This is a genomic window from Pseudomonas sp. LF020 (genome assembly GCF_053456425.1).
Genome location: NZ_JBRFIX010000014.1, coordinates 1 through 16,252, shown reverse-complemented (window position 1 = coordinate 16,252; position 16,252 = coordinate 1). Strand labels below are relative to the sequence as shown.

The following is a 16,252-nucleotide window of genomic DNA, read 5'->3' as shown; positions in this document are numbered from 1 at the left end:
GGGAGCTGGCTTGCCAGCGATGAGGCCAGCACATCCAGCATTTATATCGGCTGGGCTGACGCCTTCGCTGGCAAGCCAGCTCCCACAAGGTTTTGTGGTGTTTGGGTTACAGAGAAAGATCCTTGAAATGCCCCTGCAAAAACTCCACACACGCCCGCAGCTTCCCGGAGTTGGCCAGCCGTGTCGGGTACACCGCCCAGACATTGGCGCTCTGGCTGTAATCGGCCAGCACCGGCAGCAGTCGGCCCTGATCCAGCAACGGGTTCACATCCCACAACGAACGCAGCAACACGCCGCGTCCGTCGAGCGCCCATTGCAGGACGATTTCGCCGTTGTTGGACGATAACGGCCCACTGACCCGCACGCTTTCCGGCGTACCGTCGCGATCCAGATGCCAGACGCCGAAGGCGTTGTCGCGCTCCTTGATCACCAGGCAGTCATGTTGCTGTAGATCGTCCAGAGTCTGCGGTGTACCTCGGCGCTCAAGGTATTCGGGCGCAGCGCACAGCACCCGGCGGTTACTCACCAGTTGCCGGCCGATGTGCTGGCCGGGCAGGTCGTCGCCGACGCGGATTTCCAGATCGAAGCCCTCGTTGACGATGTCCACTGCACGGTCGAACAGGTCCAGGCGAATCTGCAACTGCGGGTGAAGCTCGGCCAGCCGCGAAACCGCAGGCGCCACATGGTTACGGCCGAAACCGAAACTGCTGCAAATGTGCAGGCGCCCGCGCGGGCTGTCGTGGGCGTCGGCGAGGTCGTCGCGCAACTGCTGGAAGTCATCGAGAATACGTAAGGCCCAGCGCTGCACCCGCTCGCCGTCCTCGGTCAGCGACACGCGACGACTGGTGCGGTGCAGCAGGCGAGTGCCGAGGGTCGATTCGAGAATCTGAATGCGTTTGCTGACGTAGGCCGGGGACAGGCCCAGCTCATCGGCAGCGGCGGCGAAACCGTTCTTGCGGATCACGGTCAGCAGCACGCGCAGGTCTTCGGGCAGGGGCACGGGGTCTTGGTTCTGGGACATGGCGGAACGGGCACTGGCGGCACAAGCCGCCAGCATAGCATCGGCGGGGAACGCTCGATTCAGCGCAGGAAATCCAGCGCCTCGGCGAGCAACAGTTCGGGCACTTCCTCGGCCAGATAATGCCCGGCCGGCAGCGCCTTGCCGCTGACGTCGGTTGCCACGTGCTGCCATTCCTTGAGCGGATCGAAGCAACGGCCGACCGTGCCTTCGGCGCCCCACAACACCCGCAGCGGCAGATCAAGATGATTGCCGGCAGCGAGGTCGGCACTGTCATGTTCCAGATCGATGCTGGCGCTGGCGCGGTAATCTTCGCAAATGCCCCGGGCGCTGCCGGGACGTTGCAGGCAACGCAGGTATTCGCTGAACGCAGGCTCGGTGAACGGCGCAAGTCCGGCGCTGCGGCTGCCCATCACGCTGCGCAGATAGGCCGCGGGATCGGCTTCGATCAGGGTTTCCGGCAACGGCGCCGGGCGGATCAGGAAGAACCAGTGCCAATAGGCGCGGGCAAAGGCTTCGTTGGTCTGGGTGTACATCGCCAGGGTCGGGGCGATGTCCAGCAGCATCATTCGCTGCACCGCAGTGCGGTGGTCGAGGGCCAGGCGATGGGCGACCCGCGCGCCACGGTCGTGGGCCAGAATCGAGAACTGTTCGAAGCCCAGCGCCTGCATCAACTCGAGGTTGTCCCTGGCCATTTCGCGTTTTGAGTAATTACGATGTTGTTCATCGGCCGCCGGGCGGGCGCTGTCGCCGTAGCCGCGCAGGTCGGCGGCGACCACGGTGAAGTGCTCGGCCAGTTGTTCGGCAATCTTGTGCCAGATCACGTGGGTCTGCGGGTGCCCGTGCAACAGCAACAGCCCCGGGCCGCTGCCGCCGAGGCGATAGGCGATGTCGACGCCGTTGACGTGGCGCTGGTCTTTGTCGAATCCGGCAAACATCGGGCTGATCCTTGTTCAGGTGCGGGTGGGATGCATCCTGAAAGTGTTCGACATTCGGGGCAAGGGTTGAAGCGTGGTGTGGTGGTTCATGAAGTGTGATGTGTGTCGTCAGGGCTGGCCCCTTCGCGGGCAAGCCCGCTCCCACAGTGTTTTTCTGTGTGACACCCATCGTATAAACACCAGAGATCCCTGTGGGAGCGGGCTTGCCCGCGAAGAGGCCAGCCCAAACCCTGAAGATCTCAACCCTGACTGAACATCTCCATCGCCCGCTGCTTGATCTGCTCTTCCGTCAGATCCTCCTTGCGCGTCGCCAGAAACCACACATGACCATACGGATCCTTCAGCGTCCCGCTGCGATCGCCATAAAACTGGTCCTTGACCTCCGACACCGCTTTCGCCCCGGCATCCAGGGCTCGTTGAAAGGACTTGTCGACATCGGTGACATACAGATGCAGACCAACGGCCACGGCGTTGTCCGGATCGCTCAACGGCCCTTGATCGCACGGCGTGCCGAGCATGATCGCGCTGTCGCCAATGCGCAGTTCGGCGTGGCCGACGCGCCCGTCGGGCATGTCCAGGCGCATGACCTGCGTGGCGCCGAAGGCTTTCTTGTAGAACTCGATGGCTTCGGCAGCCTTGAGGATGCCGAGGTACGGGGTAATGCTGTGATACCCCTCGGGAATGGGTTTGACGCTCATGACGTTCTCCCTGTTTTTGTTTTGCGAGGTATGGCTCCACCGGATTTGTGGAAGATTCACTATAGAACTGTCTGCGCGGCCAGGATTTTTCCCCGACGAGCAGTCAGCCGAGGAAATGCGCCCCCGGCCCCTGCTCACCGAGCACATCGCCCTGGTTGCGCAGCGGGCAGGCTTCCATCGACAGACACCCACAACCGATGCAACCGGTGAGCCGGTCGCGCAACAGGGTCAATTGGTTGATCCGCTCATCCAGCTCCCGTCGCCACTGCTCGGACAGGATTTTCCAGTCTGCCGCTGTCGGCGCGCGGTCGTCCGGGAGGGTTTTCAGCGCTTCGCCAATCTCCGCCAGCGGAATACCCAGGCGCTGCGCGACCTTGATCAACGCCACCCGACGCAACACTGCCCGTGGATAACGGCGCTGATTGCCGGCATTGCGCTGGCTGGTGATCAGGCCTTTCGATTCATAAAAGTGCAGGGCAGTGACCGCGACTCCGCTGCGCGCGGCGACTTCGCCCACGGTGAGTTGCTTGTGCAGGTTTTCCTTGGTGATCATTTTGCAAAATGACTCTTGACCTTGACTTAACTAGAGGTTTTACCCTGCAGGCCTTCGAGTCGCAAGACTCGGCTTACGATGAGTGGGGACTTCTCATGCAAACCTCAGCGAAAAATCGCAGCTTTACCCAATTGATCGAATTCGAGATCGAGCCGCGCCAGCAACCTGCATTGGTCTGTGCGCTGGCGCAGCAGAGCGAACATCTGGCGCAGCGCTACGCAGGCTTTGTCAGCGCGAGCGTCCAGGTCAGCGACGACGGTCGGCGGGTGCTGAGCTTGCTGCAGTGGCAGAGCCGCGAGGCCGGGGAGGCGGCGTTCGGTCGCTATGAAAGCGGCGAGCAGGATTTCTGGCAACTGATCCGCGCCCATCAGGCGAAAACCGTGACCTTCAATTCATTCCAGGTGTTGAGAAGCATCGCCCGCAGTCATGACGATGCGCTGCACTGCAACCTGGTCGGCTAGATCGACAACTGGATCAGGCGTTCACCGTGCAGGTTCTCCGTGAGTCGCCGCTTGTTCACCGCCAGTTCGCCGATCTTGATCAAACGCGTGCGAGTGACGTTGCGGCTCAGGCCGAGTAGCGCGGCGGTGTGCACCTGGTTGTAATGGCAGAAGCGATAGGCGGCACGCAGCAGGGCGTCTTCGACTTTTTCGTGAAGGGCGCCGGCCTGTTGTTCGAAGAGCTTTTGAAAGGCCCGCTCCAGCAACGCTTCCGGTGAATCGTCGGTGTTCGACTGCTGATCATCCGGGCGCTCGATGCGCAGGTTCGACAGGCGCAGATCGTCGCGCTCGATCACGCCGTTACGGCAGATCAACAGGGTGTGATGGATGACGTTTTCCAGTTCGCGGATGTTCCCCGGCCAACTGTAGCTGCGCAGTTTCTGTTCGGCACCGGGGCTGATGCTGACCCGTCCGTAACCGAGGCGCTGGCTGTAGGCCTCGATGAAATGCCGGGTCAGCGGCAGGATGTCGCCGGGGCGCTCGCGCAACGGGCTGAGTTCCAGATTGACCACGTTCAACCGATAGAACAGGTCTTCGCGAAAATTGCCGGCATTGATCGCCTTTTCCAGTTGCACGTTGGTCGCCGCCAGCACCCGCACATCGATGGGAATGCTCTTGCGCGAGCCGAGGCGCACCACTTCGCGCTCCTGCAACACCCGCAGCAACTTGACCTGAATCGCCATCGGCAAATCACCGATTTCGTCGAGGAACAAGGTGCCGCCATCCGCCTCTTCGAACCAGCCGGCCTTGGCGCTGAGCGCGCCGGTGAACGCGCCTTTTTCATGGCCGAACAGCTCGGCCTCCACCAGTGATTCGGAGAACGCGCCGCAGTTGACCGCGACAAATGGCCGATGCCGGCGGTGGCTCAGGTTGTGAATGTGCCGCGCCACCAGTTCCTTGCCGGTGCCGGTCTCGCCGATGATCAGCACGCTGGCTTCACTCGGCGCGACTTGCTGCAGATGCGCCAGCAGGGCCTGGGACTTGGGGTCTTCGAAGACCTGCGCGGTGGCGCGGATCGACGTCGCCAGAGCGGGTGAGGGCGGAAGGGTCAGCAGTTGCATGGGGCTCGCTCCATTAAAGGCAGGATCAGGAATAGAACGTCGGCACCGGCAGCGCCTGATTCAGCGCCCAGTCGCCCAGCTCGTGGAGTTTGTAGTCGAGCGGGTCGTGCAGGGTCTGCGTGCGCAGGTTGCGCCAGTGCCGGTCGAGGCGCAGCGAGCCGTGGGTCGAACGTGCGCCGGTGACCTCGAACAAACGGCTGCAAATCTCCAGCCCCTGACGACTGGCGGCGACCTTGGCGGTGGCAATCGCCGTGGCCAGATGTCCGCGCTCTTCTGCAGTCAGGTTCGAGCCTTTGGCCCAGGCCTCGTCGAGCAGCGCGGCAGCCCGTTCGACCAGCAGGCGGATGCCTTCCAGCGCGACCCAGAATTCACCGTAATGCGCGAGCACGTACGGATCTTCACGCACATTGCGGGCGGCGGATTTGTGCCAGAGCCGGGTTTCGCTCAGCGTGTACTGCCGCGCTTCCTCAAACGCACCTTCGGCGATGCCGAGGAACATGTGAGTGAAGGTCAGTTGCGCGATCAGCGGACGCAGGCAAGCGAACGGTGTGCTCAACGGACCGGGGTCAAGCAGCAACTCGGATTCTTCGACCCGCACCCGCTCGAACGTGGCGCTGCCGCTGTCGGTCTGGCGCTGGCCGATGTTGTTCCAGTCATCGTGCAGGGTGATGCCGCTGCGACCGCTGGGAATCGCCGCGATCAGCAATTTGCCGCCGGCACTTTCGTCGACGGCCGAAGCGATCAGCATCTGCGAATCGCTGGCGCCGGAGCAGAAGCTTTTTTTCCCGGAAAACTCGCGCCAACCGCCGAAGTCCTTGACCACGGTGCGGGTGTCGAGCGGGTTGAGCGCGTTGCCCCAGAACCAGTTCTGCCGCGCGGTCTGTTCGAACCACGGCTGCCATTGTTCGGGGCGCGAGAACAGGCGCACGGTGGCGAGCATCAGGTGATGAAAACCGAAGACGTGGGCGATGGAACTGTCGACCTTGGCGAACTCGCGCACAACTTGCAGGGTTTCGCTCCATGTCGCGCCGAGGCCGCCGTAGCGGGTGGGAATGCTCAGGGCCAGCAGGCCGCTGTCGCGCAGGGCATCGCGCTCGGCCTTCGGCGTACCGCCGCGCTCGTCACGCTCGACAGCGGTGAGGGCGAATTCGGCGGCCAGTTGGCGCGCGGTCTGCAGCGGGGAGAGCAGGGTGCTTTGTGGTTTGGCGGTCACACCAAATCTCCTATGTTCTACAAGTTCCGTGTAGGAGCTGCCGCAGGCTGCGATCTTTTGACTTTGATTTTTACAAGCAAGATCAACAGATCGCAGCCTGCGGCAGCTCCTACAGAGTTTGTGTCGGGTCAGGACTTGGTGGGCAACACATCGTTGGCAATCATTTCGCCAAACGGCCCGGTGAGGTTGGTCACGCCGCGTCCAGCCAGGCTTGCGTAGGGTTCCGGGAGCAGCGGAAACACCAGTTCGGCAAAGCGGTAAGCCTCTTCCAGATGCGGATAGCCGGAGAAGATAAAACTCTCGATACCGAGGTCGGCGTACTCCTTGATCCGCGCCGCCACTTGCTGCGGATCGCCCACCAGCGCGGTACCGGCACCGCCGCGTACCAGACCGACGCCGGCCCACAGGTTGGGAGCTATTTCCAGGTTGTCGCGACGCCCGTCATGCAACGCCGCCATGCGCCGCTGGCCTTCGGAGTCGAAGCGCGAGAAGGATTTCTGCGCGGCCTCGATGGTCTCGTCGCTGATGTGTTCGATCAGTTTGTCCGCGGCTTTCCACGCTTCTTCGGCGGTATCGCGGACGATGACGTGCAGACGAATGCCGAACTTCACCTTGCGTCCATGGCGTGCGGCGCGTTCACGCACATCGGCGAGTTTTTCGGCGACAGCGGCGGGCGGTTCGCCCCAGGTCAGGTACACGTCGACTTGCTCGGCAGCGAGGTCATGCGCGGCGTCGGACGAGCCACCGAAATACAGCGGCGGATACGGTTTCTGCACTGGCGGATAGAGGGCCTTGGCGTTCTGTACTTTCAGGTGTTTGCCTTCGAAATCCACCGATTCGCCTTGCAGCACCCGGCGCCAGATCCTGAGGAATTCGTCGGTGACTTCGTAGCGTTCACTGTGGCTGAGGAAGCTGCCGTCGCCACGGTTTTCGTCGGGGTCGCCGCCGGTCACCACGTTGATCAGCAGACGGCCGTTGGACAGTCGATCGAGCGTCGCCGCCATGCGCGCCGAAACGGTGGGCGAAATGATCCCCGGGCGGATCGCTACCAGATAACGCAGGCGTTCGGTCAGCGGCACCAGCGCCGAAGCGATCACCCACGAGTCTTCGCAGGAGCGCCCGGTGGGAATCAGCACGCCGTGGTAGCCGAGGCTGTCGGCGGCTTGCGCCACTTGCTTCAGATAATTCAGGGTGACCGGGCGCGCGCCTTGGGTGGTGCCCAGGTAATGTCCGTCGCCGTGGGTCGGCAGGAACCAGAAAACATCCATGAACAGCTCCTTATGCGATTTTCAGCAACGGTTTGATTTGCGTGCCGAGCAGCGGCGCGGCGCGTTCGGCGGCCAGGCGAATCCGCGCTTTCAGCGGTTCGCTGGTGATCTGGTAGTCGGCGAAATCGGCCTCGGTGGCGTAGACCCCGATCGGCAGGGTCACCGCCTGGAAGAAACTGAACAGCGGCCGCAACTGGTGATCGAGCACCAGCGCATGGCGCTCGCTGCCACCGGTGGCGGCGAGCAACACCGGGGTGTCGATCAGCGCGTTGAGGTCGATCAGGTCGAACAGATGCTTGAGCAGGCCCGGGTAGGAACCGCGATACACCGGCGCGGCGACGATCAGCAGATCGGCCTGTTCGATGGCTTGCAATTCGGCCTCGACCTCGGCGCTCAGTTCCTGACGCGACAGGGCAGCACCCAATGGCCGGGCGATGTCACCAAGTTCGATCAGATGACTCTCGACCGGCAAGTGCCCGGCCAGTTCGGCCAACAGCGCTTGGGTCAGCACCAGGGTGCGCGATGGACGCCAGGTGCCGCCGGAGAGGGCGACGACTTTCAGGGGACGCGACATGATCAGTTCCTTTTTATCAACAGTTGCTCAGCGAGCAGTGAGTCAGTGCCAAGGCTTGAGCAAGCGCTGTACCAATTCCTGAGAGGCCCGGTTTGCACGGGCTCGAGCATTGTGCCGTGAGCCGGTTGTGCAGATATCGGGCGGGTTTGTTGATCTGCTGTTGCCTGAGCAACAGTTGCTGGAGCAACAGTTGTTCGCCGTGTGCAGGGATTTATAGCGGCTGCTGGTTATTCCGTAAAAGAACGTTAATCGATATTTATAGATGATTCGGAGATATGTAGGCGTTAAAGCTGAAATCCTGATAGCCACTATTGAGAGCGTTGATTTTTGCCCGGACGGGCGCGGGCGTAGCCTTTGTTCATCGACTACCACCGCCCGCCAGGACGCTCCCCATGAATCGTTTACTGACTGTTTCGTTGCTGCTCGCTGTCTCCGTACTCGCCGGTTGCGCGACCCACGTTGCCCCCGAACAACGGCCGTACACCGCCGAAGAATCCCGCGAACTGGCGATGGAAGCGCTGAACCGCAGCGGCTTGTCTTTCGACGAATACCACGCGAAGAAAGCCGCACTGCTGGGCGAGTCGCCATTCGACAAGAAAGCTGAAATGAGCGCCGGGCGTGCAATACAGCTGCACGGTCGTCCAAGTTAATCGAAAACTGTACTGCTCGAATTTTCGCGTAACTGTCCGTGGGTTCGCGGGCCGCCGTGCGATAGGGTCAACACCTGAATGACCCTGACGGATTACCCCATGACCCTCTCGCTTGATCTGCTGTTGGGCTTTGCCCTGTTTGCCCTTGTCACCTCGATTACACCGGGGCCGAACAACACCATGTTGCTGGCGTCGGGCGTGAACTTCGGCTTCAACCGCACCATTCCTCACATGCTCGGCATCACCTGCGGTTTCTTCGTGTTGGTCGTGGCCGTTGGCTTTGGCCTCGGCGCGGTGTTTCAGAGCTATCCGATTCTTTATACGGTTCTGCGCTACGTCGGCGCAGCGTACCTGTTGTATCTGGCGTGGAAAATCGCTCATTCAGGACCCGTCGGTGACAGCGCCGAAGGTGAGGCCAAGCCGATCAGTTATCTCGGCGCCGCCGCGTTTCAGTGGGTCAATCCCAAAGCCTGGATCATGGCCATCGGCGCGATCAGCACCTACACGCCGATGCAGGGTTATTTCACCAATGTGGTGGTGATCGCTGCCGTGTTCGCCATCATCAACCTGCCCAGCGTCGGCGTCTGGGCAGCGTGCGGCACGCTGCTGCGTAACGTGCTGAAGAACCCGCGCTGGTTGCGCGTGTTCAACTGGGGCATGGCGGCGCTGTTGGTGATTTCGCTGTACCCGTTACTTCTCGAAAGCTTTCACTGACGCATTGCTTCAATCGCCGGCCCGATGCCTGTTAAGCTCGGCTTCAGGAGCGTTCCTACGCACTTTTAAATGAAGTTGTTCTTCTTTAACGGCATCCGATCAGGTATTGATGACGGTCTCGAACCCAGGCGCAGCTCACAAGGCTGCGCTGTGCCGTTTGCAGACACGAGCCTCCTGATCCCGGAACACGCTCTGCGAGTCTTTTATGAATAAACGTCCGTTGTATTTCGATTACGCCGCCACCACCCCGGTGGACGAGCGGGTCATCCAGGTGATGATTGATTGTCTGGGTTTTCACGGTAACTTCGGCAACCCGGCGTCCAGCTCCCATGCTTTCGGCCAGCAGGCCCGGCACACGGTCGAGCACGCCCGTCGGCAAGTCGCCGAACTGGTCGGTGCGGAGCCCGCGCAGATCGTCTGGACCTCCGGCGCCACCGAGTCCAACAACCTTGCCCTCAAGGGCGTGGCCCAGGCCCGCGGCGTTGCCGGCGGCCACATCATTACCAGTCAGATCGAACACAAAGCCATTCTCGATACCGCCCGGCAATTGCAGGATGCCGGCGTCGCGGTGACCTATCTGGTGCCGGATGCCGATGGCCTGATCACCCCGCAGGCAGTCAGCGAAGCCATGCGCGACGACACCTTTCTGGTATCGCTGATGCTGGTCAACAACGAACTCGGCACCCTCAACGATATCCCGGCCATCGGTGAAGTCGTGCGCGGCCGTGGCGCGCTGTTCCATGTCGATGCCGCGCAGGGTGCGGGCAAAGTGGCGATTGATCTGCAGCAGTGGCCAGTGGACTTGATGTCGTTTTCGGCGCACAAGCTCTACGGCCCCAAGGGGATCGGCGCGTTGTATGTCGGCCCGCGCGCGCAACAGCGTTTGCAGGCACAGATTCATGGCGGCGGTCACGAGGGCGGGCTGCGCTCCGGGACTCTGGCGACGCATCAGATCGCCGGCATGGGTGCGGCATTCGCCCTGGCCGCAGCTGAATTCGATGCCGAGAAAAAGTCCATCGTGGCGCTGCGTGAACGGCTGCTCGAACAGTTGCTGAGTCTGCCGGGCGTACGCCTCAACGGCAGCGCCAGCCAGCGCATCGCACACACGTTGAGCCTGACCTTCAGCGAAGGTGAATTTAACAGTGCGGCCTTGAGCCAGTCGATCGCCTTTTCCGCGACCTCGGCCTGCAACTCGGCGAGCAACACGCCTTCTCACGTGTTGCTGGCACTGGGGCACGACGCCCGGCTGGCCGGTCGCACCATTCGCCTGAGCCTCGGCCGTTTCACCACCGCCGAGGATATCGATCAAGCAGTAGAACTGATCAAGACTGCCTGCACCAGTGCCCCGGCATTCTGGGCCACAGGGCTTTAACCAGCCGAATTCCACGGCTACGAACAATAACGATGAAGTGATTGGCAGGAGACATGATGAGTACCCAGACTTTGACCGAAGGAACGGTTCCCCAGCGCCTGGCGCACACCCGTGAACTGATGCGCCGCGAAGGCATTCATGCGTTGCTGGTGCCATCGGCCGACCCGCATCTGTCGGAATACCTGCCGGGTTACTGGCAAGGGCGGCAATGGCTGTCGGGCTTTCATGGTTCGGTCGGCACTTTGATCGTGACTGCTGATTTCGCCGGGGTCTGGGCCGACAGTCGTTACTGGGAGCAGGCGACCAAGGAACTCAAGGGCAGCGGCATCGAACTGGTCAAGCTGCAACCGGGGCAGCCGAGCCCGCTGGACTGGCTGGCGGAGCAGACACCGGAAGGTGGTGTGGTGGCGGTCGATGGTGCGGTGATGGCCGTGGCTTCGGCGCGGACGCTGAGCAGCAAGCTTGAGGCTCGCGGCGCGCGTCTGCGTACCGACATCGACTTGTTGAATGAAGTCTGGTCTGATCGCCCAAGCCTGCCGAACGCGCCGATCTATCAGCATCTGCCACCGCAAGCGACGGTCAGCCGTGGCGAGAAACTCTCCAAACTGCGTGAGACCTTGCGCGAGCGCGGTGCCGACTGGCATTTCATCGCCACCCTCGATGACATCGCCTGGCTGTTCAACCTGCGCGGCGGCGACGTATCGTTCAACCCGGTGTTTGTTTCTTTTGCGTTGATCAATCAACAGCAAGCAACTTTGTTTGTGGCCTTGAGCAAAGTCGATGCCGAGTTGCGTGCGGTGCTGGAGCAGGACGGCGTGACCCTGCGCGATTACCGCGAAGTGGCCGACGCCCTTCGTGCCGTGCCGAGCGGGGCGAGCCTGCTGGTGGATCCGGCACGGGTAACTACGGGTTTGCTGGATAACCTCGACAGCGCGGTAAAACTGGTCGAAGGCCTGAACCCGACCACCCTTGCCAAGTCGCAGAAGAGCGAGGCCGATGCACAGCACATTCGCCAGGCCATGGAACAGGATGGTGCGGCATTGTGCGAATTCTTCGCCTGGCTGGAATCGGCCTGGGGCCGTGAACGTATCACCGAGCTGACCATCGACGAAAAACTCACTGCTGCCCGTGAACGCCGTCCGGATTACGTGTCGCTGAGCTTCAACACCATTGCCGCGTTTAACGCCAATGGCGCGATGCCGCACTATCACGCCACCGAAGAAGAGCACGCGGTGATCGAGGGCGACGGTTTGCTGCTGATCGACTCGGGCGGCCAGTACCTGGGCGGCACGACCGACATCACTCGAATGGTGCCGGTGGGTACGCCGACGGCTGAGCAGAAGCGTGACTGCACCCGTGTGCTCAAAGGCGTAATTGCCCTATCGCGGGCGCAGTTTCCCAAAGGCATTCTGTCGCCGCTGCTCGATGCTATCGCCCGTGCACCGATCTGGGCGGAAAGCGTGGATTACGGCCATGGCACCGGTCATGGGGTCGGCTATTTCCTCAACGTCCACGAAGGCCCGCAGGTGATCGCCTATCAGGCAGCACCGGCACCGCAAACGGCGATGCAACCGGGGATGATCACCTCGATCGAACCGGGCACCTATCGTCCGGGTCGCTGGGGCGTGCGCATCGAGAACCTGGCAATGAACCGCGAGGCGGGGAGCAGCGAGTTCGGTGAGTTCCTCAAGTTTGAAACCTTGACCCTGTGCCCGATCGACACGCGCTGCCTGGAGCCGTCCTTGCTGACGCAGGAAGAGAAACAGTGGTTCAACGCCTATCACGCCGAAGTGCGTGAGCGTCTGAGCCCGTTGCTGGAAGGCGCTGCGCTGGAGTGGCTGAACACGCGCACAGCGGCGATCTGAGTGGCTGAAACCCGGGCGCTGCTGGCAGCGTCCGGGTTCTGTGGTGTTTCTAAGCCTGACGCAGGGCTTCTTCGACGAAATCGAGGCGGTCCTGACCGAAGAACATCTGATTGTCGATAAACATGCTCGGCGCACCAAACACACCGCGTTTAATCGCCGTCTCGGTATTCTCTTTGAGTACAGCCTTGACCGACTCGTCGTTAGTCAGGGCCAGGACCTCATCGGGGACGAAGCCGTGTTCGCTCAATACCGCCGCAACGGTGTCCGGCTCATCGAGAGGGCGCCCCTCCACCCACAATGCCTTGAACAGACAATCGATAAACGCATGAAAGCGTTCCGGCTGGCGCAGTTGGATGCCGGTGACCGCGCGCATCAGCATCAGCGTGTTGATCGGGAAGTGCGGATTGAATTTCAGCGGAACGCCATAGCGCTTGGCGTAGCGATCGAGATCCTGAAACATGTAGCGGCCCTTCGCCGGAATCATTGCCGGTGATGCGTTGCCGGTCGCCTTGAACACGCCGCCCAGCAGCATCGGGATGTAGATCAACTGGGTGCCGGTGTCGGCACAGATCTTCGGCAACTGGGTGTAGGCCAGGTAGGTGGCAGGGCTGCCGAGGTCGAAATAGAACTCCACGGTTTTCGTCATCTTCGCTGCGCTCTCTTTATTGTTATGGAGGAGTGGGTCTTACCAGCGTTCGTTCCACGGGCGCAGATCCAGTTCGAAGGTCCAGGCGTCCCGTGGCTGGCTGTGCAGATACCAATAGTTTTCGGCGATGTGTTCGGGATTGAGAATACCGTCCTGATTCTTGGTCGCGTACTTCTCGGGGAAACTGTTGCGGATGAAGTCGGTATCGATCGCGCCATCGACCACTACATGGGCGACGTGGATGTTCATCGGGCCCAACTCGCGCGCCATGCTTTGTGCCAGTGCACGGATACCGTGTTTGGCGCCGGCAAACGCGGCAAATCCGGAAGCACCGCGCAGCCCGGCGGTGGCGCCAGTGAACAGAATGGTGCCGCGCTGGCGCGTGACCATGCGCTTGGCCACTTCGCGGGCATTGAGAAAACCCGAGAAACAGGCCATTTCCCAGATCTTGAAATACTTGCGCGCAGTTTCTTCAAGAATGCTGCAAGGCACGTTGGCGCCGATGTTGAAGACAAACGCCTCGATCGGGCCGAGGCGGGTTTCGATCTCTTCAATCAATGCAATGACGTCTTCCTCCTTGCGCGCATCGCAGGCAAAGCCGTGAGCTTCGCCACCCTCGGCCTGAATCGCCTCGACCAGCGGCTGCAATTTGTCGGCACTGCGCCGGGTGACGCAAGCGATAAAACCTTCTCTGGCAAAGCGCTTGGCAATCGCTCCACCGGTGGCATCGCCAGCACCCACCACCAACACGACCTTCTTGTTATTCATGGGTAGATCCCTTTAGTAAACGATCGTTAAGTGAACGAACGTTATGCTAGGATCCGGACAACGTCAAGGCGGTCGATCAAGAGGGTAAGCACATGCGGTATTCCGCCGGTCACAAATTGGAAACCCGAGAAAAATTGCTGAACAGCAGCGCGTTGTCAGCCAAGCGTTCAGGCTTTTCCACAGTTGGTGTTGATGGCTTGATGAAGGCTATCGGCCTGAGTGGCGCGGCGTTCTATAGTCACTTCTCGTCGAAAAACGAGCTGTTCACCGCCATCGTCGAGCGCGAACTGTGTCAGAGCCTTGAGCGACTGGGAGGGCAGGGAGCGCAGGACCGTGAACGGCTGGAGCGCTGTCTTAAACAGTACCTGAGCATGGCTCACGTGGAGCAGCCTGAATCGGGCTGTGCTTTGCCGACACTGGGTGCGGAAATCGCCCGTTCAGATGATCAGGTTCGTGAGCAGGCGGAGTTGTGGATTTGTCGGCTGCATACCAGTTGGGCACACATTCTGGAGAGCGACAGCCTGGCGTGGGCCATTCTGTCGCAATGCGTCGGCGCATTGGTGGTGGCGCGGATGCTGGTGACGCCGGACATTCAACGGACGGTATTGAAGTCCAGTCATGCGGAAATCGGGCGTCAGCTGGCTGCTCGACAAGGCGAGCAGCCAGAGTGATTCATTTGCAAATGACGATCATGCTGCGGCTGGTATAACCGGCCGGATTGAGCCCGAATGGGTAGTCGCCGGGCTCTTCCACGGCGTCCCCTGATTTGGCGATGACTTTGTAGCCCTTTGGGGCGCAAGCATTGGCGGCACTGGTGTAGCACTTGTCCCAAGAGGACGACAGCCCGGAACAGTTGATGTGCAGCCCTTTTTTACCGTGCTTCACTTGAGTCTTGGAGGTGGCTGCGCACCCCGCTACTGCCAATACAGCGATCAGTATCAAAATTCGTTTCATTACCGTCCTTATGGTAGCCACGAGTCTGGCGCTCGGGTCTGCCTGTATTCGCCTGCGCTTTAAGCGGTTTGATATCCCTGTCCGAAAAAATCCATGCCTGGCACTGAGTTAAGGGGCCTAAACATGGCCTAAATGAACGCCAATTGCCAGACCTTCGTCAAATCCTGTTTCAATCTGCTGCAACAACGGGTTTGGCGTGACTGCCCATGGTCATGGTTGCTCCGACAGAGGCCAGAATAATGCACAGGATCGCCATCCATTGTGACAGCGTGAGGTACTCCTGCAGGAACAGCAGCCCGGACAACGCGCCAAAGGCCGGTTCGATACTCATCAAAGTCCCGAAGGTGCGGGCCGGTATGCGGGTGAGAGCGACCATCTCCAGCGTATAGGGCAAAGCGGTTGAGAGGATGGCGACGCCGATGGCGACCGGGATCAGCGACGGGGTGAGTAATGCCGCGCCGGCATGCACGATGCCGATCGGAGCGACAAACAGTGCGGCAATCATCACGCCCAGGGCCGCAGTCGTTACGCCGTTGTCGGCACCGGCTTTTTGGCCGAACAGAATGTACAACGCCCAGCATACGCCGGCACCCAAGGCATAACCGGCACCGACCAGATCAATTCCCGCAGATGTCGCTCCGGTCGGGATCAACAGCAGCAGGCCAACTGCCGCCAAGGCAATCCAGAGAAAGTCGATTGCGCGGCGAGAGGCGTAGATGGCGACGGCCAGCGGGCCCGTGAACTCCAACGCAACTGCAATGCCAAGCGGCACAGTGCGCAATGACATATAGAAGAGGAAGTTCATCCCGCCCAGCGCCATGCCGTAAACGATCACCGTGCGCAGGGACTGAGCGGTCAGCCTGGCGCGCCACGGACGTAGCAGTAACAGCATGATCACGCTGGCGAAGATCAGGCGCAGGGTTGTCGTCCCTTGAGCGCCAACCACCGGGAACATGCTCTTGGCCAGAGAGGCGCCAGACTGGATGGATGCCATGGCTATTAACAAAAGGCCAACCGGGAACAGCGTTGAGGCCAGAGAGCGAGGTTGGTCTGTCATTGCGAGGCATCATCCGAAGGTGAGATCAGGGTAATGTTTACCTATTGGGCAATATACTGCGCATTCGCTGCCGTTGCGTCTATATAGAAGCGGGCTTTTTCGGTGCATTGATAGAAAACTGAAATTAACGGTTGACGGCAGATTCTGAGTCTCTATAATTCGCCCCACTTCCGGCGCAGTCGAAACGGAAAACTCCTTGAGATTCAATGAGTTATACGGTTTTCGACAGCGGCTTGCTTCAGTTCACCGAAGTCTGGAAGGAGTTGAAAGGGCGGAGATGTTTGGCTCTTTTGACGGTTCGATCTTCTCGGTCGAAAGCGGAGAAAAAGAGGTGTTGACAGCAGCGTGTAACGCTGTAGAATTCGCCTCCCGCTAACGAGAGATCGGAAGCGCAAGTGGTTGA

18 protein-coding genes are annotated in these 16,252 nt (G+C 60.7%); 6 read left to right on the top strand and 12 right to left on the bottom strand.

Going from position 1 to position 16,252, the window contains the following annotated elements:
* Positions 1-106: 106 nt before the first annotated feature.
* The 4 genes from ACU680_RS25175 to soxR all read right to left on the bottom strand — a co-directional run bounded on the left by ACU680_RS25175 (position 107) and on the right by soxR (position 3,207).
* Complete coding sequence (locus ACU680_RS25175; RefSeq protein WP_448180828.1) at positions 107-1,057, bottom strand: LysR substrate-binding domain-containing protein; 951 nt, start codon at positions 1,055-1,057, stop codon at positions 107-109.
* Between the two features lie 23 nt (positions 1,058-1,080).
* Positions 1,081-1,956, bottom strand: a complete 876-nt coding sequence (locus ACU680_RS25170) for an alpha/beta fold hydrolase (protein WP_448180827.1) — start codon at positions 1,954-1,956, stop codon at positions 1,081-1,083.
* A 239-nt stretch (positions 1,957-2,195) separates the two neighbouring features.
* Entirely contained in the window at positions 2,196-2,654 is a 459-nt protein-coding gene (locus tag ACU680_RS25165) for a VOC family protein (RefSeq protein ID WP_367085226.1), read from the bottom strand.
* A 103-nt stretch (positions 2,655-2,757) separates the two neighbouring features.
* The gene (gene soxR / locus ACU680_RS25160; RefSeq protein ID WP_448180826.1) at positions 2,758-3,207 is read right to left on the bottom strand and encodes a redox-sensitive transcriptional activator SoxR; all 450 of its coding nucleotides are present in this window, start codon (positions 3,205-3,207) and stop codon (positions 2,758-2,760) included.
* Positions 3,208-3,302: 95 nt separating this feature from the next.
* Here soxR and ACU680_RS25155 point away from each other — a divergent pair, with 95 nt between their 5' ends.
* Positions 3,303-3,668 (top strand): antibiotic biosynthesis monooxygenase, encoded by a 366-nt coding sequence (locus tag ACU680_RS25155; protein ID WP_448180825.1) that lies wholly within the window; start codon positions 3,303-3,305, stop codon positions 3,666-3,668.
* Here the strand turns inward: ACU680_RS25155 and ACU680_RS25150 are convergent.
* From ACU680_RS25150 to msuE, 4 genes are all read right to left on the bottom strand, one after another.
* Positions 3,665-4,768: a sigma-54 interaction domain-containing protein gene (locus ACU680_RS25150; protein ID WP_135296268.1), complete on the bottom strand. Its 1,104-nt coding sequence runs from the start codon at positions 4,766-4,768 to the stop codon at positions 3,665-3,667. The two genes, ACU680_RS25155 and ACU680_RS25150, sit on opposite strands and share 4 nt — an antisense overlap.
* A gap of 25 nt (positions 4,769-4,793) precedes the next feature.
* A complete protein-coding gene (locus tag ACU680_RS25145) occupies positions 4,794-5,981 on the bottom strand; it encodes an acyl-CoA dehydrogenase family protein (protein ID WP_448180824.1) in 1,188 nt (395 codons plus the stop codon).
* A gap of 128 nt (positions 5,982-6,109) precedes the next feature.
* On the bottom strand, positions 6,110-7,249 hold the full coding sequence (gene ssuD / locus ACU680_RS25140) for an FMNH2-dependent alkanesulfonate monooxygenase (protein WP_367085221.1): 1,140 nt from the start codon (positions 7,247-7,249) through the stop codon (positions 6,110-6,112).
* Positions 7,250-7,259: 10 nt separating this feature from the next.
* A complete protein-coding gene (msuE, locus tag ACU680_RS25135) occupies positions 7,260-7,823 on the bottom strand; it encodes an FMN reductase (protein ID WP_448180823.1) in 564 nt (187 codons plus the stop codon).
* Between the two features lie 392 nt (positions 7,824-8,215).
* Between msuE and ACU680_RS25130 the strand changes: the two genes are divergently transcribed.
* The 4 genes from ACU680_RS25130 to ACU680_RS25115 all read left to right on the top strand — a co-directional run bounded on the left by ACU680_RS25130 (position 8,216) and on the right by ACU680_RS25115 (position 12,424).
* Positions 8,216-8,473: a hypothetical protein gene (locus ACU680_RS25130; protein ID WP_448180822.1), complete on the top strand. Its 258-nt coding sequence runs from the start codon at positions 8,216-8,218 to the stop codon at positions 8,471-8,473.
* A 99-nt stretch (positions 8,474-8,572) separates the two neighbouring features.
* Positions 8,573-9,187, top strand: coding sequence for a LysE family translocator (locus ACU680_RS25125; protein WP_448180821.1), 615 nt, complete (start codon positions 8,573-8,575; stop codon positions 9,185-9,187).
* Between the two features lie 205 nt (positions 9,188-9,392).
* A complete protein-coding gene (locus ACU680_RS25120) occupies positions 9,393-10,559 on the top strand; it encodes an aminotransferase class V-fold PLP-dependent enzyme (RefSeq protein WP_448180820.1) in 1,167 nt (388 codons plus the stop codon).
* Positions 10,560-10,615: 56 nt separating this feature from the next.
* The gene (locus ACU680_RS25115) at positions 10,616-12,424 is read left to right on the top strand and encodes an aminopeptidase P family protein (protein ID WP_448180819.1); all 1,809 of its coding nucleotides are present in this window, start codon (positions 10,616-10,618) and stop codon (positions 12,422-12,424) included.
* A gap of 49 nt (positions 12,425-12,473) precedes the next feature.
* Here ACU680_RS25115 and ACU680_RS25110 read toward each other — a convergent pair whose 3' ends face one another.
* Together ACU680_RS25110 and ACU680_RS25105 are read right to left on the bottom strand one after the other, a co-directional pair.
* On the bottom strand, positions 12,474-13,070 hold the full coding sequence (locus ACU680_RS25110; RefSeq protein ID WP_367085217.1) for a 2-hydroxychromene-2-carboxylate isomerase: 597 nt from the start codon (positions 13,068-13,070) through the stop codon (positions 12,474-12,476).
* Positions 13,071-13,109: 39 nt separating this feature from the next.
* Positions 13,110-13,838 carry an SDR family oxidoreductase gene (locus ACU680_RS25105; RefSeq protein ID WP_367085216.1) on the bottom strand — a complete coding sequence of 243 codons (729 nt, stop codon included), beginning with the start codon at positions 13,836-13,838 and terminating at the stop codon, positions 13,110-13,112.
* Positions 13,839-13,930: 92 nt separating this feature from the next.
* On the opposite strand from ACU680_RS25105, the gene ACU680_RS25100 reads away from it, so the two are divergent.
* Positions 13,931-14,509, top strand: a complete 579-nt coding sequence (locus ACU680_RS25100) for a TetR/AcrR family transcriptional regulator (RefSeq protein WP_400762854.1) — start codon at positions 13,931-13,933, stop codon at positions 14,507-14,509.
* Position 14,510: 1 nt separating this feature from the next.
* Here the strand turns inward: ACU680_RS25100 and ACU680_RS25095 are convergent, their stop codons facing one another.
* Positions 14,511-14,792: a hypothetical protein gene (locus ACU680_RS25095; protein WP_007965435.1), complete on the bottom strand. Its 282-nt coding sequence runs from the start codon at positions 14,790-14,792 to the stop codon at positions 14,511-14,513.
* Between the two features lie 169 nt (positions 14,793-14,961).
* The gene (rhtA, locus tag ACU680_RS25090) at positions 14,962-15,849 is read right to left on the bottom strand and encodes a threonine/homoserine exporter RhtA (RefSeq protein ID WP_448180818.1); all 888 of its coding nucleotides are present in this window, start codon (positions 15,847-15,849) and stop codon (positions 14,962-14,964) included.
* Positions 15,850-16,252 lie beyond the last annotated feature (403 nt).